Origin of the sequence: Colwellia sp. E2M01 (genome assembly GCF_018860585.1) — a bacterium.
Taxonomy (GTDB): Bacteria; Pseudomonadota; Gammaproteobacteria; order Enterobacterales; family Alteromonadaceae; genus Colwellia.
On record NZ_JAHKPR010000054.1, the window covers coordinates 46,554 to 68,393 of the forward strand.

At 35.5% G+C, this 21,840-nt stretch carries 19 protein-coding genes; 13 read left to right on the forward strand and 6 right to left on the reverse strand.

Annotation, left to right across the window (positions count from 1 at the left end):
* Positions 1–39: 39 nt before the first annotated feature.
* On the forward strand, positions 40–243 hold the full coding sequence (locus tag KO502_RS11330) for a hypothetical protein (RefSeq protein WP_216022676.1): 204 nt from the start codon (positions 40–42) through the stop codon (positions 241–243).
* Positions 244–518: 275 nt separating this feature from the next.
* On the opposite strand, the gene bamC is transcribed toward KO502_RS11330, so the two are convergent.
* The gene (bamC, locus tag KO502_RS11335; RefSeq protein ID WP_216022677.1) at positions 519–1,688 is read right to left on the reverse strand and encodes an outer membrane protein assembly factor BamC; all 1,170 of its coding nucleotides are present in this window, start codon (positions 1,686–1,688) and stop codon (positions 519–521) included.
* Positions 1,689–2,245: 557 nt separating this feature from the next.
* Here bamC and bcp point away from each other — a divergent pair.
* Positions 2,246–2,722 carry a thioredoxin-dependent thiol peroxidase gene (bcp, locus tag KO502_RS11340; protein WP_216022678.1) on the forward strand — a complete coding sequence of 159 codons (477 nt, stop codon included), beginning with the start codon at positions 2,246–2,248 and terminating at the stop codon, positions 2,720–2,722.
* A 533-nt stretch (positions 2,723–3,255) separates the two neighbouring features.
* On the opposite strand, the gene KO502_RS11345 is transcribed toward bcp, so the two are convergent.
* Positions 3,256–4,362, reverse strand: coding sequence for an AI-2E family transporter (locus tag KO502_RS11345; RefSeq protein ID WP_216022679.1), 1,107 nt, complete (start codon positions 4,360–4,362; stop codon positions 3,256–3,258).
* A gap of 83 nt (positions 4,363–4,445) precedes the next feature.
* On the reverse strand, positions 4,446–4,664 hold the full coding sequence (locus tag KO502_RS11350; RefSeq protein ID WP_216022680.1) for a sulfurtransferase TusA family protein: 219 nt from the start codon (positions 4,662–4,664) through the stop codon (positions 4,446–4,448).
* A gap of 300 nt (positions 4,665–4,964) precedes the next feature.
* Between KO502_RS11350 and KO502_RS11355 the strand changes: the two genes are divergently transcribed.
* From KO502_RS11355 to KO502_RS11375, 5 genes are all read left to right on the forward strand, one after another.
* Positions 4,965–5,588 carry a hypothetical protein gene (locus KO502_RS11355; RefSeq protein WP_216022681.1) on the forward strand — a complete coding sequence of 208 codons (624 nt, stop codon included), beginning with the start codon at positions 4,965–4,967 and terminating at the stop codon, positions 5,586–5,588.
* Between the two features lie 147 nt (positions 5,589–5,735).
* The gene (locus tag KO502_RS11360; RefSeq protein WP_252730733.1) at positions 5,736–7,166 is read left to right on the forward strand and encodes a M48 family metalloprotease; all 1,431 of its coding nucleotides are present in this window, start codon (positions 5,736–5,738) and stop codon (positions 7,164–7,166) included.
* A 64-nt stretch (positions 7,167–7,230) separates the two neighbouring features.
* Positions 7,231–7,581, forward strand: a complete 351-nt coding sequence (gene arsC, locus KO502_RS11365) for an arsenate reductase (glutaredoxin) (protein ID WP_216022683.1) — start codon at positions 7,231–7,233, stop codon at positions 7,579–7,581.
* 40 nt (positions 7,582–7,621) lie between these two features.
* Positions 7,622–8,020 (forward strand): DUF2069 domain-containing protein, encoded by a 399-nt coding sequence (locus tag KO502_RS11370; RefSeq protein WP_216022684.1) that lies wholly within the window; start codon positions 7,622–7,624, stop codon positions 8,018–8,020.
* A 109-nt stretch (positions 8,021–8,129) separates the two neighbouring features.
* Positions 8,130–10,103 (forward strand): hypothetical protein, encoded by a 1,974-nt coding sequence (locus KO502_RS11375; RefSeq protein WP_216022685.1) that lies wholly within the window; start codon positions 8,130–8,132, stop codon positions 10,101–10,103.
* Between the two features lie 55 nt (positions 10,104–10,158).
* On the opposite strand, the gene hda is transcribed toward KO502_RS11375, so the two are convergent.
* Positions 10,159–10,866 (reverse strand): DnaA regulatory inactivator Hda, encoded by a 708-nt coding sequence (hda, locus tag KO502_RS11380; protein ID WP_216022686.1) that lies wholly within the window; start codon positions 10,864–10,866, stop codon positions 10,159–10,161.
* On the reverse strand, positions 10,863–12,404 hold the full coding sequence (locus tag KO502_RS11385; protein WP_216022687.1) for a DUF2066 domain-containing protein: 1,542 nt from the start codon (positions 12,402–12,404) through the stop codon (positions 10,863–10,865). The genes hda and KO502_RS11385 overlap by 4 nt, the downstream gene beginning before the upstream one ends.
* Before the next feature lie 269 nt (positions 12,405–12,673).
* Between KO502_RS11385 and purM the strand changes: the two genes are divergently transcribed.
* From purM to KO502_RS11415, 6 genes are all read left to right on the forward strand, one after another.
* Positions 12,674–13,714 carry a phosphoribosylformylglycinamidine cyclo-ligase gene (gene purM, locus KO502_RS11390; RefSeq protein ID WP_216022688.1) on the forward strand — a complete coding sequence of 347 codons (1,041 nt, stop codon included), beginning with the start codon at positions 12,674–12,676 and terminating at the stop codon, positions 13,712–13,714.
* 221 nt (positions 13,715–13,935) lie between these two features.
* A complete protein-coding gene (gene purN, locus KO502_RS11395; RefSeq protein WP_216022723.1) occupies positions 13,936–14,580 on the forward strand; it encodes a phosphoribosylglycinamide formyltransferase in 645 nt (214 codons plus the stop codon).
* 236 nt (positions 14,581–14,816) lie between these two features.
* Positions 14,817–16,124: an ABC transporter substrate-binding protein gene (locus tag KO502_RS11400; protein WP_216022689.1), complete on the forward strand. Its 1,308-nt coding sequence runs from the start codon at positions 14,817–14,819 to the stop codon at positions 16,122–16,124.
* Between the two features lie 268 nt (positions 16,125–16,392).
* Positions 16,393–16,932 (forward strand): manganese efflux pump MntP family protein, encoded by a 540-nt coding sequence (locus KO502_RS11405; protein ID WP_216022690.1) that lies wholly within the window; start codon positions 16,393–16,395, stop codon positions 16,930–16,932.
* Between the two features lie 580 nt (positions 16,933–17,512).
* A complete protein-coding gene (locus KO502_RS11410; protein WP_216022691.1) occupies positions 17,513–18,049 on the forward strand; it encodes a hypothetical protein in 537 nt (178 codons plus the stop codon).
* Between the two features lie 420 nt (positions 18,050–18,469).
* Positions 18,470–20,788 (forward strand): YgiQ family radical SAM protein, encoded by a 2,319-nt coding sequence (locus KO502_RS11415; protein WP_216022692.1) that lies wholly within the window; start codon positions 18,470–18,472, stop codon positions 20,786–20,788.
* A 43-nt stretch (positions 20,789–20,831) separates the two neighbouring features.
* Here the strand turns inward: KO502_RS11415 and murQ are convergent, their stop codons facing one another.
* A complete protein-coding gene (murQ, locus tag KO502_RS11420; RefSeq protein WP_216022693.1) occupies positions 20,832–21,752 on the reverse strand; it encodes an N-acetylmuramic acid 6-phosphate etherase in 921 nt (306 codons plus the stop codon).
* Positions 21,753–21,840: the final 88 nt, after the last annotated feature.

Genomic DNA, 21,840 nt, shown 5'->3' on the forward strand with positions numbered 1-21,840 from the left:
ATTTAACGGACTTGGTATTAACCATCTTAAGAGGTAATAATGGATAACTGGTTAGCAATTGCCATAGCGATAATTTCCGTTCTCGTATTTTTAGGTAATTTGAGTACTTTTAAGCAGAACTCAAAACATAAAATGCGTGAGACAAGTTTAAATGATCGTAAAGAAACCTTACCTAGAACCAATAAAACAGCACATAGAATGCCCGAAATAAACACAAGCATAAATAATCACAAGCATAAATAGGCACATCACTTATTAAAGCGACTACAGCGAATATTGTTTCAATTTACAATAGCGTTAAAGACCTTTAATTACCTGCTTTCATTTCCACTTCGTACAACGACTAGATCAAAAACTTATCGTAGTTTCTATAAGCTTCAGTTTCTAAAGTCATAGACATAAAAAAACTCCAGCAAGTGGAGTTTTTTATATCAATAAATTATGGCGATGAAAAGCTGCCTTTTCGCTACTTTTGATTTAACGATCATCAATAACCAAGCGTTAAATCAACGACTTCTTTAGAATATTTCTCTAAATGATAAAGTCGGCTCTATTGCAGGGAATACTCGTTCTAATGTTTCTAACGTTAACGGTGTTCCATCTTCTTTGTAAATTGTTACTGCGGTTTGATGTTCAATGTCATCAAGTTGCGATAATACAAATTGGTATTTCACTTCATCAACATCAATAATAGAATTGTCTTCACCCCAAATAGAGTCCCAAATACTTGTTTCAGGTTTCACAAAATCAACATAATAGATTTTGTTTTCTTCGCTTAAATCTGTAATTGTAAAACCATGTTTTTCAAAGAATAACGGCATGTTATTCCATAAATCGTCAATACCAAGCTCGACAATATAGGCCGCTTCGCCAGTAACATTCTCACCAATTTTAACTAATTTTTGATTCGCTCTAATTAATCTATCTTTACGTTGTTGCACACGGTAAGCATAGTCTACAGAAGCAATTAACTCATTCAACATAGATTTTTCAGCGCGTTGCTGATCGATAGGGTCCATGGTTTTGCTACCCCCCAGATAATCCGTTTGTAAGAAATCTACTAACGACACTCTTAACGACACACTGCGACCATGAGATTTAGCTAAAATTTGAAAACGAAAACGTTTACTTTTAGCAACAACGACATCCTCAAAGATCCAACCATCATCAACTTCTTCATGATACCAATCAGATTCAATAATAGCGGTTCTAATACCTTCACGTTTAATACTGGTTTCTTTTAAACTAGTAGCCCCTTCCATTACTTTACCTAAGGTAACTTCTGGATCTTCATCAATGAAACTATAACCAACACCATCTTCGTTAAGTTTTGCTTTAACAACACCCTCAATTAAATCCATTAAGTTTTGATTTTCTAATACTTGATCAAACCAAATAATAGCAACACCTGACTCTTCAACAACACGTGACGAACTAGCAACAGGCATAACAAGTGAAGGCGCTCTGATATCCATTTTTTCACCAACAGGACCAGCATGATTGATATTATTTGTAATGAAATATTCATTAGACTGTTTTGGTGTATCTAGATTAGCGGGAATAACAATGCCCTTTGCTTCTTTTAAATTCTGATAATCAAAATCGCCAAGTGCTTGCTTATTATTAACAGAACCACACGCCGTTAATGATAACGCCAACAGCGAAAAATAAAATACTTTACAACTCATTAAAACTCCTGTGGTTGAGGATGTTCACTTCTTATATTGAGAGAAAAAATCATCAATATAATCTTTTTACAACAACCTACTTAACCCACTAAAAATACTTTGATAAAAACAAGGCTATATAATGCGCCCCATGGTACTTGCCTGATTTTACAAACACAAGTTATATGACCACAAAAATGCGAGATGATTCCAACTTTAATCACGGTAAGTTACAATGTTAGGTATTGATAACTTAAGATTACATCAGGTTATTAATGCGTTAGCTTTTAGCGAAAAAAATATCGCTTGCACAAAGCATTCAAATAAAGGCTTTACTGCGTTTAAATTTGAGTAACCAGATAATACAATAAATTGGTTGTGGATAATCAAAAATGCTATTTACATCAATATTGGAAAAGTTGCATTGATTGTACAAAATAAAATTAGTTATAAACAAGCTATTTATAAGCAATAGCAAATTAGTGTTATTGCCAACTGGCTTAATAATTTCGCCCTATACAAAATGCATCTTTTATAAATAACAATTACTTTTTAAAATAATTAGGAATGAGTTTACTATGAAAACACTAAAAGTCGGTGATATTGCACCGTTATTTACCCTGTCTAATGAAAATGAAGAATCTATCTCTCTCGCTGATTTTATCGGAAAAAAACAAGTATTAGTTTATTTTTATCCTAAAGCAATGACACCTGGTTGTACTGTGCAAGCTCAAGGTTTGCGTGATATTAAAGCTGAGCTTGATGCATTAAATACCGTAGTTTTTGGTATTAGTCCTGATGAAGTTAAACGCTTAACTAAGTTTTGCGATCGTGATTCATTAAATTTTTCGTTACTTTCGGATGTAGATCATAAAGTGGCTGATGCCTTTGGTGTATGGGGGTTGAAGAAATTTATGGGCAGAGAATATGATGGCATACATCGTTTAAGCTTTTTAGTCGGTCTTGATGGTAAAATCAGTCATGTTTTCAATAAATTTAAAACCAAAGATCATCACGAGGTTGTGTTAGCGGTATTGAACGAGTTACAGCAATAATTATACTGTGCCTGTTGTAAACTTAGTGACTCTAAACTTTACTATATACAGCGCATTGATAATAAAAAAGCCTAGAGGTTATACCTCTAGGCTTTATTTTAATTGGTAACTTTTAATAGCACTTATATACCCGTTCCACTTGAAGATGCTCGTTTCAGGAAGCCTGAGCGATTCATAACCAAGGCACCTTTTTTTATCAAGGGTTGTTCCCTTAAAAAGAAATGTAACGCAGGGTATGATTTGCTCAGTCTTCCCCAAGGGCTGGTTTAGAAACGCTTTATGCCGCGTTATTGATTTTGAGAAGGAAAAACCATTCTCTACAATCAATGCCTTGCCTAAAGGCGTTTCTAATTCCAGCTGAATCCTGCATCTTCAAGTGGAGCGGGTATATCATTGCATCTAACTTATCCCTTGTAGTTAAAAAGATGAGCAAAACTATGATAGAAAAATAAATAAGATTAAATAAATACTTATACCGCATAACCCTACTTTATGTACAAACTGTAACGGTATTCCCTCTTATTAAAGGTATTTTACTTGTCGTTATCATCACTAACGGCAACAGTTTCAGGAATCAGCTTTTGCTCAGCATCCGGAATCGTCGGCCAAGCATTAATAACCGCTTTTACTAATGTTGCTAAAGGAATAGCGAAAAACACCCCCCAAAAGCCCCACATTCCGCCAAAAAATATGACCGCAATAATAATCGTGACAGGATGTAAATTAACAGCTTCAGAAAATAATAATGGCACAATAACATTACCATCTATTGCTTGAATAATACCGTAAGCCAGCATTACATAACCAAATTCACTACTAAAGCCAAATTGAAATAACGCCACCAACATCACCGGAAGTGTCACGACAGTTGCTCCCACATAAGGCACCAACACTGACAGACCTACTAAAACCCCCAGTAATAGCGAGTATTGCAAATCAAGAAACATAAAGGCAACTGTTGATGAAGTACCAACAATAATAATTTCAATAACTTTACCGCGAATATAATTTAATATTTGTTGATTCATTTCGTTACTAACTTTATTAGCCATGCGGCGCTCTTTCGGTAAAAAGAAAGTAATACTGTTTATTAAATCGGCTTTATCTTTCAAAAAGAAAAACACCATTAACGGTACAAGTATTAAATAAATAAGTAAGGCTACAATATCAGAAATGGCATTCAGTGAGCCTTTCAACCCTACTTGCCCCCATTGCAAAAAGTTATTTTTTATCATGGCAATAATGCTTTTTATTTGCTCAACATCAACCAAGTCAGGGTATTTTTCAGGCAAGGTCATTAAGTAATCTTGAGATAAACTAACCATGTGGGGAACTTCTTGTAATAGGTTACTACTTTGCTTCCAAATAAGGGGTAACAAACCAAATGCGGCTAAGAGCGCGAAGCCGACAAAAGTAATAACCACAACGATGGTAGCGCTGGTGCGCGACATTGAGTTATTAACCAATTTGTTTACTGGAAGATCTAATAAAAAAGCCAACGCTATCGCAACAAATACCGGCATAAGTAAATTACTAAATAAGGTAATAAACAAAGTAATACTAACTAAAATAACAACCAGTGTTACTGCATGTGGATCTGAGAATTTACGTTTATACCATTCACTAAATAATTTATACATAACGACCTATTTAACCTTTTAGCAATGTATATAGAAATATACCTAATATAACTTTAATAATTTGATGTTTATAACTTAGTTTTTTATAACTTAATGTTTATTTCGACTATACCAACCGCTATGTCTTTTTGCTGGTAGGTATAGCCTTTTTTATTAAGTAATTTAGGAATGTCATTTAAAGAGCCAATATCATTGATAATAATGTGGCACTCATCGCCAGATTGCATTTTTTTTAGTAATTGACGTAACTGAATTAACGGAACAGGACACTTTTGCCCCTGACCATCATATTTATAAATCATAAATTATCTAATATTTGAAGTACCTAATTAAAACATCGCTTTAGTTTAATTGACAAATTTGAGACAATTAATCCTTTGTGTTAACAATGACACTAAACCGAAACAAGTTAAGATTAAAGCTAAAACAAAGATAAGTTAAGCGAGTGTTATTATAAATTGAATTCATAACTCATTGTACTAGTTATCATAACGTACCTCTATAACGGATACCATGCAAAGTATTGTTAGCAAACATCTTACATATTACCTGTTTCACCTTAGTTTTACGCACAATATCTTATCGCCAGGAATTATAATTACATGAGTTCATTAAGTCCCAAAGCTAGCTTAAAAGAAATTAATGCTTATAAAAAACAATTGAACTGGGGAGAGGTACCCACTATTTACCAGATGTTTTCAACTTCTTTAAGTGATCTAGACGGCATATTAACTCATGGGTTTGACAACGCATATAAACAAATATTGGATCCAAATATTTGGAATAGATCACTGTTACGTACAACTAAAACAATAAATGACAGTAATCATGTCAACACTAGTGAACAACAAAACAAGCTACAAATAAGTTTGCGTCATGAATTTAATGACGTAGGTTACGAATTACATTGTTACCCTATCGTTAATGGTGAAAAATTAACAAAGAGTATGATTAACGACATTGATTGCCCTTTTAATTATTGGGTGCCTGAAAAAATGCAAATGCTATTTCGTATTAACAGTTTTGTGGCATTTTCACTTTATTGTTTTCAACGTGGTGATGAAGCTGACAAAGCCTTATTAAAATTTGCTCACTATAAAGTTGAATCATTAATAGCAAAGTTAAACGAATTTTTTCAAGTAGATGCGGTCAAAGGTTATAGTATTGCTGAATTTTACCAAGAGATCGCAAAAAGAAATGGTGATATTCTTACCCATAATTCATGAATGTAGTTAATAAATAGTTTTATGTTCTTTCAGCCATGCAGGCCAAGTAGAATTTAGGAAGCCATCTTGTTTCATATAAAGTTTAATAAAAAATTTACTCTGTATTCTAATAAAATGTTTAATATAAAACCCTTTTTTAGCAGCTTATTGATAACATTAACTATTGCCGCTGCAACAAGCCCAACAGCTAGTGCAATTGGAAACAATAAGAACAAGTTACCTGACATAGGTATTTCCGGTTACAGTATTTTATCTATTGATAAAGAGCTACAAATTGGCCAAGCAATGATGCGTCAGTTACGAGGTTCACAACCAGTAATACATGATCCTGTACTCAATGAATATATCAACCATTTAGGTAATTCTTTAGTCAAAAATGCTCGCGGTGTTAATTATTCTTTTGAATTTTTTCTTATTAATAATAAAGAATTAAATGCTTTTGCTTTTTTCGGTGGTCATGTTGGTGTACATAGCGGCTTAGTGACAACCGCTGATACTGAAAGTGAATTAGCCGCAGTTCTTGCCCACGAAATATCACACGTTACTCAACGCCATTTAGCCCGAAGACTTGAATCACAAGGTCAAACTCAAGGTTTAACAATGGCAGCAGTTCTCTCAAGTGTATTAATAAGTCTAGTTAACCCTACAGTAGGTATGGCGGCATTGAGCGCTAGTATGGCACTTAGTCAACAAGCCAGTATTAATTACACCCGTAGCAATGAAAAAGAAGCGGATAACGTAGGTATAGCGTTATTAGCAAACAGTGGATATGACCCACAAGCAGCGGCAAGTTTCTTTGGTAAGTTGTCAGTCAAATATCGCTATGCGAGTAAACCACCAGCGATGTTATTAACACATCCATTACCAGACTCACGGATCACTGAAGCTCGTCAACGCGCGCTGAAGTACCCTGCCCGTCCATTACCGCCAAGTTTAGAATTTGAATTAGCCAAAGCCAGGCTTACTGCTCGTTATGAAAGTGATATAAAGTCTAATATTACTAACTTTTCACGTCAGTTAGAGAAAAAACGTTACGCATACAGAGAAGCCGCTATGTATGGTTTAGCTTTGTCTTACTTTGAAAATAAACAAAATGAGGAAGCGTTAGAATTACTCGAAACATTATTGAAGTATGATAGAAATAATTTATTTTATGTAGATGCCATAACTGATGTGTATATAGCAAATGATCAAACACAAAATGCATTAGCCATGCTCAATCAGTTAAATATGTTGATGCCAAACAATCAAGTTGTTAGCTTAAATTATGCTAATGCGTTAATCTCCGCTAAACAGTATGATGACGCAGAACAGGTTTTAAAAGATTATTTGTTAACCAATTCTGATAATTTTATCGCTTACGACTTATTAACAACTCTCTATCGTAGCAATAAAAAACTCGGTTTAATGCATATGTATAAAGCGGAGATTTTTGCTTTGCTAGGTGGTTACGCAAAAGCTGTTGATGAATTACAAACCAGTTATGCCATGCTTGAAGACAGACCTCTAATGCAAAAAAGAGTAAAAGCTAGGATCATACAATTACAAGAAGACGAAAAACGTCTAAAACGATTATAATGCATACCTTGCTAGCTATTACCTGTAATTGACAATTTATTCATATTATTTAAAGGAAACCATAATGTTTACTATTTACCACAACGCTCGCTGCTCTAAAAGTCGCCAAACATTAGCACTACTTGAAGAGAAAGCTAACGACTCACAACAAGAAATAACAATAGTAGAATACTTAAAGACTCCATTAAACATCGACGAAATCAAGCAATTATTAGCACAACTTAATTGCACTCCTCTGGCTATGATGCGAACTAAAGAAGTTGAATTTAAAGAGCAAGGATTAAAAGATGCAAGCGATGTTGAGCTTATTAATGCGATGGTAAATACACCGAAATTAATTGAACGCCCAATAGTCAGTAATGGCAGTAAAGCGATTATCGGCCGTCCACCTGAAAATGTTTTAGCTTTCTTTTAATTCCCAAAGTACTCTATTATTAAGCCAATATAAGCAAACAATGAATAAACAACGATTAGCGACAAATACCTACAAAAAAATAGCATTAGCTGGTTATTTTTCTTTACTACTATTCATGCCTCTATGGTTGATAGTATTAAGCCCTAGCGATAGCTTAAGTATGCCTACAACATTGATTATGTTTACTTTACCTTTATTATTTCCATTAAAAGGATTATTACAAGGTAATCCTTTTACTTATGCATGGTCTAACTTTATTGTGTTAATCTATTTTCTACATAGCTTAACTACGCTATGGGTGTTACCTGAAGACGCCATTTGGGCAACGCTTGAGCTTATTTTTGCTAGCGCGATGTTTTTTGGTGCTACATATTACGCAAAATTTCGTGGACAAGAGCTGGGCTTAAGTTTACGTAAGAAGAAAGACGAAGAAACCTAGATAAAACGATAATCTTTAAATGAACCTTATATAACTTATTAAAAAGGTTAATTTAAAGACATTAGTATATAAACTCGCCATTTACTTAGTTAAGGGTTAGGAAGGATTAATGCACTTGTTGACTTACACTAAACAGCTTTTAGTCATACTCTCAGTATCAGCCGTATTAATGGCTTGTGATAGTAATCGTTTTTTTGAAAATGATATCGACCTTATCGACGATATTGTGCAATTAGATGATAATCAAAGTATTAACCAAAGTGTTGATCTTTTTCTTTATTACCCAAACGACAGTATTAGCAACATCAACTGGCAACAAACTGCTGGAGAGCCTGTAACCATACTTGCTAGCACCAGTAAAAGTATTGCTTTTACTCCAACACAAGCTGGTGACTATAGTTTTGCTGTTAGCTTTACCCTCAATGATGAACAAGAACAGACTTTACAAAAAACAGTCACAGTTGATGACAACGAGCATAAGGTAACCGCACGCTTATCACACACAGCACTTGCCCAAAATAAAGTTTCACACCGCGCTCACCTACAATACGATACGAATAATAGTAATAGCATTACCTGGCAACAAATATCAGGACCTACTGTTAGCTTAATCACTGATAACGATACCGGCAATACTGACGGTGACTTAGCTATATTCTTTAACGCTCCAATGGTTAAGAATGACACTATTATTACCTTTGAGGTATCCGCGACAGACAATAACAATATTACTTACCACGACCAAGTTGGTGTACTAATTGAGCCTGTAGCTGAAATAAAAGACAACGCCTACTTCTCTGACAGAGTCGCGACAGTATTTCCCTATAATAGTAACAGTCCTTATGCGCAAGAAATTGTTGATTGTGCTTATTCAAATACTCTTAGTAGCTCTTGTACTTTAGATAAAACACCTTTGCTTGCTGCTGAAATAGCCGGGCAGAGTTTATCGATTGCCCCAACTATCGACAACATAATGGACAGAGTAGTGGTTTCTCACCAATGGATGGGTGATAGATTTAAAGAGTTTTTGACCAGTAATGATCCCAATAACGACATAAAATTTTTGCTTCGAGCAACAACCGCGATTGTGATCGCTTACGATATTCGCCCTTCTTTTTATTGGGCTGCAACCGGCGCTATTTATTTAGATCCTGAAAACCTTTGGCTAACAGCTAATGAACGAGACACGATTAACGAAGCTCCTGATTATAGATCTAATTATGGTAGTGACTTACAATTTGTTATGCCTTGGCGTTATGTAAAAGATAATGCCTATGCGTACGGAAGTTACAGTAAGTCAAACAGAATTAACCGCACTGCTAATGATACATTATACCAATTAACGGCTTTACTTTATCATGAGCTGGCCCACGCTAATGACTTTTTCCCTAGCACTGAGTGGTATATTCATGACAATAATGATCGAGTACTTGATGCCGCAGTAAGCAGCAATTTTGAGTCCGATGAACTGGCAGTCAGCTACCCCTTAGCGAGCCAAGAAATGCGTAACTTAGGACGAGTTCGTTTTGCTGGAGAATCAGCTAGTCAAGTACAGAGAAGCTATTTACCTACAGATATTGAAGGTTTTTTTAGCTCTGACAGCGCCTCAGACTTTTATGCCTATTCAAGCCTACGTGAAGATTATGCCATGTTATTTGAAGAGTTAATGATGCAACATCGTTTTAGCATCATGCGAGACATTGCGATTACTAATCAACCTGACGGTGAAAGCATATCAGCTACAGACTATATTGTTACTTGGGGTCAGCGAGGCCGTATTGGTGACGATAAATTAAAAGATCGAGCGCTATTTACTGCAAAAAGCGCGTTACCAGAGTTAGACGGTCAAGCCATAATCAATCAACTTCCTACTCCTATAGAAATGATTGAAGGAAATAACTGGATTGAAAACTTAACAATTAGCAGCGCTGTTTCCAGCAAGCGTATTACAACAACCAAGTCACTCGCTAATTCACTCTTAGAGTTAACCGATATAGAAAGGTTTGCAGAAAACAATGTGGTTGATTTTATACCTGTGCACAATGATAGGCATTATCATCACAAACCGTTACCTACACATTAATACTCTTAATAATAAAATTAATACTTCTATTAATTTTCGGCTTAGTTAAGTTGTATTAGTGTAAGTTAAAGACTTCTTTAATAAACGGAATAGTGATTTTTCGCTGCTCTTGAATAGATGCTTTATCTAACTCATCGAGTGACTTAGTTAAACTGCCCATATCTCGACTCAAACGATTAAGTAAAAACTTCACTACTTCATCAGATAAGCTTAAACCTCTTTGTGTGGCTCGGTGCTGTAACGCCGTTATTTTTTCAATATCATCAAGTGGTTTTACCTGCTCCGTTAATCCCCAGGTAAGTCTTGAGACAAGATCGGGTAAACTGATACCAAGCTGTTGAACACTTTCATTACCTGAAATTAATAAATACTTATTTTGTTCAAGCACTCTATTATATAAGTCAAAAATTGCTTGCTCCCACAATTTGTCACCAGCAATTAAGTGAATATCATCAAGGCAAATCAAATCTATTTGCTCTAAACCATCTAATACGGCAACTGGTAAGTCTTTTAGTTCGGCACAAGATAAACATACCGATGTTTTACCTGATTGTGCAGCATAACTACTACTTGCATGTAATAGGTGTGATTTACCCGCGCTAGGTAAACCAAACAAGTAAAAACCATGTGGTGTTTCTTGCTGCTGTTCAATAAAAGCTTTTAACTGACTAATTATATTTAGATTAGCTTCGCTCTTATAACTAGCAAAAGTTTCGTCGTCTGGTAATTGTACTTTTAATGTAAGCTGAGCGTCTTGCTTCATTCTTGCTCCCATGAAAATACTGGGATATTAGGCACAATAGTTAATGGTATTTTTTCTTCTGCAACAGGAAGTGGTTCACCTGTTTCAGGATCAATTTCCACATCTAATTCTGTAGTATTATTTAAGTCATCCAAAGTATCATCAACTGCACCATCAATAGCGGGGGTTAGGTCAACGTTAGTTTCATTGTCAGTTGTTAGCTCTCGCTGAAAGTTAATTGCATCTTCATTATTTGTCATGTCTTCATCAACACCACCAATAACATCTTGTTCAACGCTTTGCTCAACATTTTGTTCTGCTATTTCATCAAAAAGATTTGTCTGCTCGTCGGTATCACCCAATACAATAACTTTCATGCCTCGATACGTCATGACATTCTCGTCACTTTCTTCACCTATTACTGATTCAGTTAATAGGCTTTCTGTATCATCTATTGCCTGCGGTACAGTTTCAGGTACGACTTGTGGTACAGTTTGTAAGATTAATTTATCATTAAGCTTTAAAGAAGCAATAAAAGCCTCTTCAGAGCCAAGTAACTCTATTTGAAAACGACGTACATCGCCTTGTGCACTGATCAAGGTTACCGCTTTGATAGCTGATAAGTTTGATAAAAAATCAAAGAGTTGGGTATCACTTTTTAATGATTTAACGTTATTTACTTCAATAACAAAATCATTTTCAGCATTAGTGGATAAAGCATAAGATTGATAAATCAATTTAGTAATATCTGACAAACCTTGGTTTATCAAAGTAACTTTATCAACACCTTGATATTGCTGTGTATATAATGCACCTTGAGTAAACACCTTCCAATCAAGCGCTATTGGTGTTGCTACTTCTTGCTCCTGACATAACAAACCACAATTAACATTACTTTGATTTTCAGCTAACTCTTTAATTTTTTCATTCACTAAGCTAGAGTCTGAAACTCGCATAACAATAACCATATCAGCAGAATAACGAGCCGAGGCTTGTTTAATTTGCTCTGGAAAGTATGCCCACAAGTCACTTACCGTAATTTGTAAGCTATCGTCAAAATCCATTAATGGCATAACGATAGGCAGCCCGCGTTGTTTAGAAAACTCATTTACCGCCGTAGGCATAAGCGCTTGAGTATCATAAGCAACAATACTTCTGCTTGCTCCTTGTTCATCAAGCAACCATAAAAGCACTTGCGGACGTAAACTTCCCCACAACGCTAATTCAGCTTGTTTAAATAACGCATTAACTTTTTGTTCGTTAAAATTCACTACAAGGCTTAACTGATTATCAACACGTTGATAGCGATATTGATTAACATAATTGTTTGCTCTTGATTGCGCTTTTAATAATACCTTGTTTTGTAATACGCTTTTCTTACCACCAACTTTTAAAAATACCCCTTGCAAAGCAGAGGTAATTGCCTGAGCACGTTGGTCTTGCGATTGTGAATCAACTGCAACAGTAACTTGATATAAATCATTAACTTCTAACGCTGTTGATTTAATACTAGTAAGGATGAGACTCAGTAAAATTAAAACAAAGGGGAATTTAAACATTCTAAACTTCAACACTCTAAACATAAGTAAGCTAACTTAAAAATTAGTTGAACACGCGCTTTAATAAAGCACAATAATTACATGGCCATTATATTATCACAGTATTATCGCAGTGCTCACATTTAAGCTAAGCAATTATCAATAATTTCAATTAAAAAGCCGCTAATTTACAAAACAAAGACAAGATACCATTATCGCCTTGAGTATGTTTGTTTCCACTGGTAGAATACGCCCCATAAAATACTGTCGGTAATTTCTGAGGTTTCCCCGTGAGCGAACAAAAACAGTCGTTAAGCTATAAAGATGCTGGTGTTGATATTGATGCTGGTAATGCCCTTGTTGAAAACATTAAAGGTGCGGTAAAACGTACTACACGCCCAGAGGTTATGGGTGGTTTAGGTGGTTTTGGCTCTGTATGTCAATTGCCTACAGGTTATAAAGAGCCTGTATTAGTAGCAGGTACAGACGGTGTTGGTACTAAATTACGTTTAGCAATTGATTTAGCTAAACACGATACTGTTGGTATCGATTTAGTTGCTATGTGTGTTAACGATTTAATTGTGCAAGGCGCTGAGCCATTATTCTTCCTTGATTACTATGCAACTGACAAACTTGACGTAGCTGTAGCTTCTGCTGTTGTTGAAGGTATTGCTGAAGGTTGTATTTTATCTGGTTGTGCACTTGTTGGCGGCGAAACAGCTGAAATGCCAGGTATGTACCACAAAGGCGATTACGATATTGCTGGTTTTTGTGTAGGTGTTGCTGAAAAGTCTCGTTTAATTGACGGTACAAACGTAGCTGCAGGCGATCAACTTATCGCACTTGGGGCATCTGGCCCTCATTCAAATGGTTTTTCATTAATTCGTAAAGTTTTAGAAGTAAATAATACTAACACTAACGAGTTACTTGACGGTAAGAAGATTGCTGATCACTTAATGGAACCAACGAAAATTTACGTTAAATCTGTTCTTGAATTGCTTAAAAGTGTTGATGTTCATGCCCTTTCTCATATCACTGGTGGTGGTTTCTGGGAAAATATTCCACGTGTATTACCTGAAACTGCACAAGCGGTTATTAAAGGTGATAGCTGGGCATGGCCAAGCATCTTCAACTGGTTACAAGATAACGGCAACATTACTACGCATGAAATGTACCGTACTTTTAACTGTGGTGTTGGTATGGTTATCGTTGTACCAGCTGAAAAAGTTGCAGAAAGTATTGAAATTTTAACAGCGCACGGCGAAAAAGCATGGCACATTGGCGAAATCGCTGATTTACCAAGCGATGCTGAACAAGTTGTTTTTGCTTAATTTATTATTAATATATTAAGCATGTTTCGTTAAGTTATTAACGAAAGAGATATTTAAAAAATATCTAACTTATAAGAAATAATTTAATAAAGGGGCTATTTACTAGCCCCTTTAATTTATCTAAATGTTATCAGAATATGTTCAAAATTTTTTGAGTGCTATATTAAAATGCACATAAAAGACGTTCTGAAGATTTCTAAATAGAATAAAAATAAGGAAGAATCATGTCGAGCAGAATAGTTATATTAATCTCTGGCAGTGGTACAAATTTACAAGCCATTATTGATGCCTGTGAAGATAAAAATTACCCTGGCGAAGTGGTCGGTGTACTTTCCAATAAAGAAGACGCTTACGGTTTAACGCGCGCTAAAAACGCCGAAATCCCAACGGTTTCACTTTCGCATAAAGGGTTTGCAAGTCGAGAAGATTACGATATAGCGCTCATTAAAGAAATTGATAACTTTGATGCCGATGTAATTGTGTTAGCTGGTTTTATGCGAATTTTAACACCCGCGTTTGTACAACACTTTCAAGGTAAATTAATCAACATTCACCCTTCTCTACTACCTAAATATCAAGGTTTAAATACGCACCAACGTGCAATTGATGCAGGTGATAAAGAGCATGGCGTTAGTGTTCATTTTGTGACTGAAGAGCTTGATGGTGGCCCAGTAATTTTACAGGCTAAAGTACCGGTATTTGACGGTGATACTGTTGATGATTTATCTGCTCGTGTTCATGAGCAAGAGCACCGTATTTATCCGCTTGTAGTAAAATGGTTTGCTGAAAAAAGATTAACAATGCAAGGAGACAATGCAGTTTTAGACGGTAACGTTTTACCTGTATCTGGTTACGCTAACGATTAAATAAAAGAGGTGTTATCTTTATCTGTAACACCTACCTAGCAAATATCAGCTATACTCTATTATTCGCTTAACACATCCTATTTCAATACTAGTTTACATCCTCGCATTAAATACAGCGGGATTCAAAACGCTTAATTTATCTTTTATTCACCCCAATAGTAATATGCGATAACTCAGGTCATTGATATTGAAGTAACTAATTATAATACTTAGCTTAATTTTGAGAAATGGGGACAATGAAGTATATGGTACAAACTTCCTACTTAATTAAACTTATTGGTAAAGTGTATTGTATCTTTACTTTATTATTCATTATCTCTGCACAAAGCATTGAAAATCAAAAGAAAATAATTAATGTCGCTATGCATGGGGACGGTCCTATCCATAGACAAAGAATTGAAAAACTCTTCGAGAAATTCAATAATAATAATCCACGTATTACGATAGAGCCTTACTTTGTTAATGGGATGATTCGATATAGTAATTATGTCGATGAATGGCTAAAAAGCGATAAAGGACCTGAAATCATCGGTTGGTTGGGAGGGTCTCGAGTTAATGAATATGCTTCACAAGGCTTAATTCAAGATCTCACCCCTTTTTGGCAAGAAAATAAAAACGTCAATAATATCCCTCTTTCTATATTTGAGACCACGCAGATAGATAATCGTATTTATTCTATCCCAGTCGCTTACGCACTATATGGACTTTATTATCGTAAATCGGCCATCAAAAAATTAAAGATAAAAATTCCTAATACTTGGTCTGAACTACTTAAAACTTGTAATACTTTACACGATAAACAAGTCGTCATGTTTGCAATTGGTACCAAAAGCACTGAGTGGATACTGCATGGTTGGTTGGATTACCTTATTTTACGATTACATGGAATTAATTTTTATCGCGAACTAGCTTCTGGCCAGCAATCTTTTTTGGATGAGCGAATAAGAGAAACATTAGAACACTTTAAAGCTTTAATTGACAACCATTGCTTTAACACAGACTCCGCAAAATACTCTATTTGGGATGTGTACCCGACAATGATTAGAGGTTATAGTGCGATGATTTTAAGTGATGGCATACCACAAAACTTAAACTTTAGTGATTATGAAGATATTGGCGTCGCTGCATTCCCTCAAATAAAACCTGAAATACCTAACTTTACCGTCACGCCAATCAGTGTTTTTGTTTTACCGCATTACACAGAGTTAACTCAGGATATTAAAGACTTACTTAATTACTTTACAGAACAAGAGTTTCACGAACATTATGAGGGTAATATCAGGCATTTACCTGTTATGATGACAAAAAGCGAACCTTCTAGCGAACTTGTTAAAACCGCAATTGAAATCATAAAAAAATCCCCTGGCAGTATTCAGTATTATGATCGAGAAGTGGATATAAGATTTTCAAGTAAAACGCCACAAATATTAGTGGATTTTATTGAAACCTCTAATATAGAGAAAACTATGCAAGAATTAGAGAGTTTACGATTAAATATCTTCACTAACGCTCCAGAGCTAGATAAAGAAAATATCGAAAAATAAAGATAACAGCAAAGCCATGATCTGCGTTAGAGTTGATAGAACGGCCAATTTAACAAAAGCTTATAACTATGAGGGTAACCTTTTTGATTCACAAGCTTAACATTGATTAGTCGTTTCTGCCTCTTTCAAGAAGTGCCTTAGAAAAGAGAACTGGCAAATAAAAACTAATATATACGGTGCTAATTGACACAACCAAAAACTCCGTATTATAGCATCACGCTGTAGGATAAAGAGAGTCAAAGACATAAGTGTAAATATAGAGTTAGAAATGATAGAAGTAATAATTTTAGCCATTGCCTTAAGTATGGACGCCTTCGCAGTATCGATTGGTTTAGGTGCTAAGCATAAAGATAAAGCCATGTCATTGGCCTTTATCGCCGCAATATATTTTGGTTTGTTTCAAGGCATAATGCCCTTACTTGGTTATATAGGGGGCAAAAGTTTATTAGGCTTGTTAGCATCCTACGCTTCGTGGATAGCATTTTTATTACTCTTTATTATAGGTATTAAAATGATTTACGAATCTTTTGAGACAAATAACGCTGACGATATTGCTAAAATAACTCACCGCGTGATGTTAATACTAGCGGTTGCAACGAGCATAGATGCCATGGCTGCTGGCTTCTCTTTAACAGTATTAGCTGTAGATCCTTTAATCGCTTGTTTTATCGTCGGTATAATGACTTTTTTCTTTAGCTGGTTTGGCGTAATAATGGGTGCAAGAACAGGTACCTGGCTAGAAACTAAGGCAGAAATTTTAGGCGGCGTTACATTGATATTAATCGGTTTCAAAATTTTGCTTAGCTAAACTTACATCGAATGCGCTTTCGCATACTGCTATTTACTCAAATAAACAGCATTAAAGTAGACAGTACTGAGATTAAATGCGTATAACTTTCGCTTTTGCCTAATGCCTAATGCCTAATGCCGGAAAGTATTTATTTAATAGCTTATAGACAGATAAAGAAAATCTTCATTCTTATTAACTTCCCTATGTCATTCTCTCCCTCAAAGACCTGTGTTTTTAGGGAGTCATTTCACATATCCTTTTTATCTTCCTGTCGAAAAATTTAATAACCTACCTAATAGCTAATTTAATAGTTAACTTTACAACTGAAACTCAGCACTTTTTTAAAAAAAAAATCGAATAATTCCCTTTAATCGGTGCCTTTACTAATTAAGACCTTTCCCATTAAGCGATAATTAAAAACTACCAATCTATAAACAGAAACCTATAAACACGAAAGTAAAACGTAAATCCCCCTTACTAAAATATGTGTAAATAAATAACAAATAATGCTTGAATACTCATCAAAAACGATATACTGTACATTTATACAGTATAATTATTTAGCATTATGATTTGCTATTAAACACGAGGTAGCACCATGTTTTCAGCCAATACTACAACCAATACAGCAATCAACTTTACTAATACTAGACTTGGCAACTCTATTAACCAAACTATTGTAGCTACGCCTTCAGAGTTAGTCGCGGAACAAGCGTGGTTAAAGTCTGACAGTGTTGAAAACCATGCTGAACTAACATTCAAATATGCCGATATCTGCCAACAACATAATCAAACTAAAAAGTGGGTATTGTTTATTAACCCTGAAGAATCGTCATTAGAACAACTAGCCAAAACTCATGGAATTGATATTTCAAAGATACTTTGTGTTAGCTTTAAAGGTAAAAATAAAGTGAATAACATTGTTGATGATAAATCTGCCCATTTAGATATAGAACAAATAAAGAGTGTATTAAGTAGAGGTAATTGCTCGGCGGTTATCCTTTCCAATGCGACTTTTAGTGCTGACGAAATGCTTGCCCTAGATAGTAGTGCGAGGTTAGGCGAAACCCATTGTTTAGTACTAAAAAACAATAGAAGCAGTGAAGTTTCGTTCAATGCACTTAACATTCACTAATAACTTAATTTTAATTATGTTATTAATCCAGTTAAGTTCTTTAATTAAATTCAACTTAGCTGATCTCGTTATTATAATTTGTATCGCATGAATTCACTTGCTCCCAATACTAAAACCTATTTTGATACAATAGGTTTTGACTCTCTTACCTAACCTTCCTTTAGACAATGTAATTCCTCATGATTTAGCAATATCAACTAAACAACCTAGAATATAAAAGTTATTTCAATCTTTCTATTAAATAACTTTAAATAATTACCTTGTCTAAACCACTAAAAACAACGCAAACAGTACAAAAAACAAACAAATAAGTTTAGGCTTATTTATTAAATTCTGCTATAATCTTGCGCCCGCTATTGCGGTAAAATACCTGTTTGGTATTTCAACTTATAATCAGATAATTCCCAACGAGATAGTGATATGACTTCAGTAAAAAAACAAATAATTGCTAAACATCAACAAGGATTATTTGATTATCCAAAATACTGGGCTGAGTGTTATGGCACAGCACCATTTTTACCTATGTCACGTAAAGAAATGGACATACTCGGTTGGGATAGTTGCGACATTATTATTGTTACTGGCGATGCTTATGTTGATCACCCAAGTTTTGGTATGGCTATTATTGGTCGTATGCTTGAAGCCCAAGGTTTTAGAGTCGGTATCATTTCACAACCCGCGTGGCATTCTAAAGATGCTTTTATGGAGCTAGGTAAACCTAACTTATTTTTCGGTGTTACCGCCGGCAACATGGACTCAATGATCAACCGTTATACCGCAGAGCGTAGAATGCGTCATGATGATGCTTATACACCAAATGATGAAGGCGGAAAACGACCTGATCGTGCGGTTACAGCTTATACCCAACGTTGTAAAGAAGCGTTTAAAGGTGTACCTGTCATTATTGGGGGTATTGAAGCTAGTTTACGTAGAATTGCTCATTATGATTATTGGTCAGACAAAGTGCGTCGCTCTGTTTTGTTTGATTCAAAAGCAGATTTATTGGTGTTTGGTAATGCCGAGCGTCCGTTAGTTGAAATCGCACACCGTATTGCCAAAGGCGAAGATATAAAGTCCATTACCGATGTGCGCGGTAGTGCCTTCTTAACTAATCAAGCATTACCTGGTTGGAAAGGTATTGATTCTCGTGATATTGACCGACCGGGTAAAATAGATCCAATTCATAGCCCTTATGAAGAAATCACACCACAAACTTGTAGTGATAACGAAGCGAAAACCACTGAAGATGCATTATTTAATGATGCTACATTAGATGTAACGAAAACAGCACAGCCTATTCAAATAGCGGACTACCGTAATAAAACGTGGGAAAATAAAGCCAAGCCTTGGGAAACTACCTATATAAACTTGCCAACATTTGATCAAGTTAAAGACAACAAAGTACTGTATGCACACGCCTCACGTATTTTTCATCAAGAGGTTAACCCTACATCGGCTAAACCACTGGTACAAAGCCATGGCACACGCCTTATTTGGTTAAACCCACCAGCTAAACCGTTATCCGAAGCAGAGATGGACGGCGTGTTCGGGCTTGATTATAAACGCGTTCCTCACCCAAGTTACGGTAAAGCGAAAATACCTGCTTATGACATGATCAAAACTTCCATTAATATTATGAGAGGCTGCTTTGGTGGTTGTACATTCTGCAGCATAACAGAGCATGAAGGTCGTATTATTCAAAGTCGTTCGCATGAATCTATCATAAACGAAATTGAAGATATTAAAGAAAAAGTTCCTGGTTTTACTGGCGTTATTTCCGACCTTGGTGGCCCAACTGCCAACATGTATCAGCTTAATTGTAAGAGTGAAAAAGCCGAAGCAACCTGTAGAAAGCCTTCTTGTGTGTGGCCAACTATTTGTGGCCATTTAGATACAGATCATACCCCAACTATCGAACTTTATCGTAAAGCTCGTGCTGTTAAAGGCATTAAAAAAGTATTGATTGCATCAGGTGTTCGCTACGATCTAGCCATCGAACATCCTGAATATGTTGAAGAACTTGCTACTCACCATGTTGGTGGTTATTTAAAAATAGCACCAGAGCATACCGAAAAAGGCCCACTTGATAAAATGATGAAGCCAGGTATGGGCAGCTATGACAAGTTTAAAGAGTTATTTGATCATTACTCTAAAGTTGCCGGTAAAAAACAGTATTTAATTCCATACTTTATTTCTGCTCATCCAGGCACAACCGACACAGATATGGTTAACCTTGCGCTTTGGCTAAAGAGTAATGACTTTAAGTTAGATCAAGTACAAAATTTTTACCCGTCACCATTAGCAAATGCAACCACTTTATATCACACAGAGATTAATTCTTTGCGAAATGTCACCAGCAAAAACATCGCCAAAGAAGGTGGCAGTATTACCGTACCTAAAGGCACAATACAAAGACGATTGCATAAAGCCATATTACGTTATCATGATCCTCTCAATTGGCCACAAATTCGTCAAGCGCTTACTAAAATGGGCTTAACTAAATTGATTGGATCAGGCCCTAATTGCTTAGTACCAAGAGAAACACGTAACGAGCAACATGCAAAAAATAACAGACAAGGAAAAAACAATTCCCAAGGCTTTAAAACAAGCCCAGGACAAAATAGACCTAAGTCAGGACAGGCTAATGGCAAAGGTAAACGTACGCCAATGCACAAAAAAGGCTTAACACGTTTTTCCGAAGATCAATTTAATGATAGAAAAAAGAAAAAGAGCCATTAAGCTCTAGTGCCGTTCACTTAAGGTGAGCGGCATTAAAGCTAGATTACCCTAATTCAATTGCTTTACGTAAAAAACCTTTATTATTAAGTAATGCTATTTCGGCACTTTTTACATCTAATCCGGTTAATACCATTAAACTTGCTAACTTAGTTTGGTTATTCGCTTCGGCCAATGCTTGCTCTGCTGTGGCAAAATCACATTCTGTTGCTTGCATTACTATGCGGACAGCTCTGGCATAAAGCTTTTTATTACTGGCATTAACATCAATCATTAAATTTTTATAACTTTTTCCGCTGCGGATCATGCTAGCAGTACTGAGCATATTCAATATTAATTTTTGTGCCGTGCCTGACTTCATTCTTGTTGATCCAGTTAGAGCTTCGGCACCAACAACCGCACAAAGATTAACATCGGTATGCGTAGCATAATTATTATTAGCGCTACAACTAATGCCGATAACAGTTGCCTCCTGAGCTTTTGCAAATTGCATCGCTGATAATACATAAGGAGTACGGCCACTTGCAGCAATACCAACAACCACATCTTTATTTGATAAGTTAATTGCGGTTAAATCACCAATCGCTAATTGTTTATTGTCTTCAGCACCTTCAACTGCTTTGTACATAGCGCCTGCACCACCAGCTAAAATACCAATAACCTGCTCACTTGAAACACTAAATGTTGGTGGACATTCAACCGAGTCAAGCACACCTAAACGACCACTTGTACCTGCTCCGATATAGATTAATCGGCCCCCTACAGAAAAGGCATCGACAATCATATCAACGGCTTTAGCAATCTCAGGAAGTAATTGTTCAACAACATCTGCCACTTTTTTATCTTCAGTATTAATTTTTTTAAGAACGCCAAGTGAATCAAGTAAATCTATATCTAAGGTATTTGGATTTTGCCCTTCGGTCGTTATATTATTTAACTCGTTTACTAAATTTTCTTGCTGATCCATACACTCTCTCATTGTTACAATTAAGTCTAATATTATGCTAAAAATTATATTATTTATCATGTTACACTGCTGAAATATAATAAATAGA

Coding starts and splice junctions, on each gene's coding strand:
- KO502_RS11330 (WP_216022676.1), top strand. CDS start 40: ATGGATAACTGGTTAGCAATTGCCATAGCGATAATTTCCGTTCTCGTA.
- bamC (WP_216022677.1), bottom strand. CDS start 1,688: ATGAGTTGTAAAGTATTTTATTTTTCGCTGTTGGCGTTATCATTAACG.
- bcp (WP_216022678.1), top strand. CDS start 2,246: ATGAAAACACTAAAAGTCGGTGATATTGCACCGTTATTTACCCTGTCT.
- KO502_RS11345 (WP_216022679.1), bottom strand. CDS start 4,362: ATGTATAAATTATTTAGTGAATGGTATAAACGTAAATTCTCAGATCCA.
- KO502_RS11350 (WP_216022680.1), bottom strand. CDS start 4,664: ATGATTTATAAATATGATGGTCAGGGGCAAAAGTGTCCTGTTCCGTTA.
- KO502_RS11355 (WP_216022681.1), top strand. CDS start 4,965: ATGAGTTCATTAAGTCCCAAAGCTAGCTTAAAAGAAATTAATGCTTAT.
- arsC (WP_216022683.1), top strand. CDS start 7,231: ATGTTTACTATTTACCACAACGCTCGCTGCTCTAAAAGTCGCCAAACA.
- KO502_RS11370 (WP_216022684.1), top strand. CDS start 7,622: ATGAATAAACAACGATTAGCGACAAATACCTACAAAAAAATAGCATTA.
- KO502_RS11375 (WP_216022685.1), top strand. CDS start 8,130: ATGCACTTGTTGACTTACACTAAACAGCTTTTAGTCATACTCTCAGTA.
- hda (WP_216022686.1), bottom strand. CDS start 10,866: ATGAAGCAAGACGCTCAGCTTACATTAAAAGTACAATTACCAGACGAC.
- KO502_RS11385 (WP_216022687.1), bottom strand. CDS start 12,404: ATGTTTAAATTCCCCTTTGTTTTAATTTTACTGAGTCTCATCCTTACT.
- KO502_RS11400 (WP_216022689.1), top strand. CDS start 14,817: ATGAAGTATATGGTACAAACTTCCTACTTAATTAAACTTATTGGTAAA.
- KO502_RS11405 (WP_216022690.1), top strand. CDS start 16,393: ATGATAGAAGTAATAATTTTAGCCATTGCCTTAAGTATGGACGCCTTC.
- KO502_RS11410 (WP_216022691.1), top strand. CDS start 17,513: ATGTTTTCAGCCAATACTACAACCAATACAGCAATCAACTTTACTAAT.
- KO502_RS11415 (WP_216022692.1), top strand. CDS start 18,470: ATGACTTCAGTAAAAAAACAAATAATTGCTAAACATCAACAAGGATTA.
- murQ (WP_216022693.1), bottom strand. CDS start 21,752: ATGGATCAGCAAGAAAATTTAGTAAACGAGTTAAATAATATAACGACC.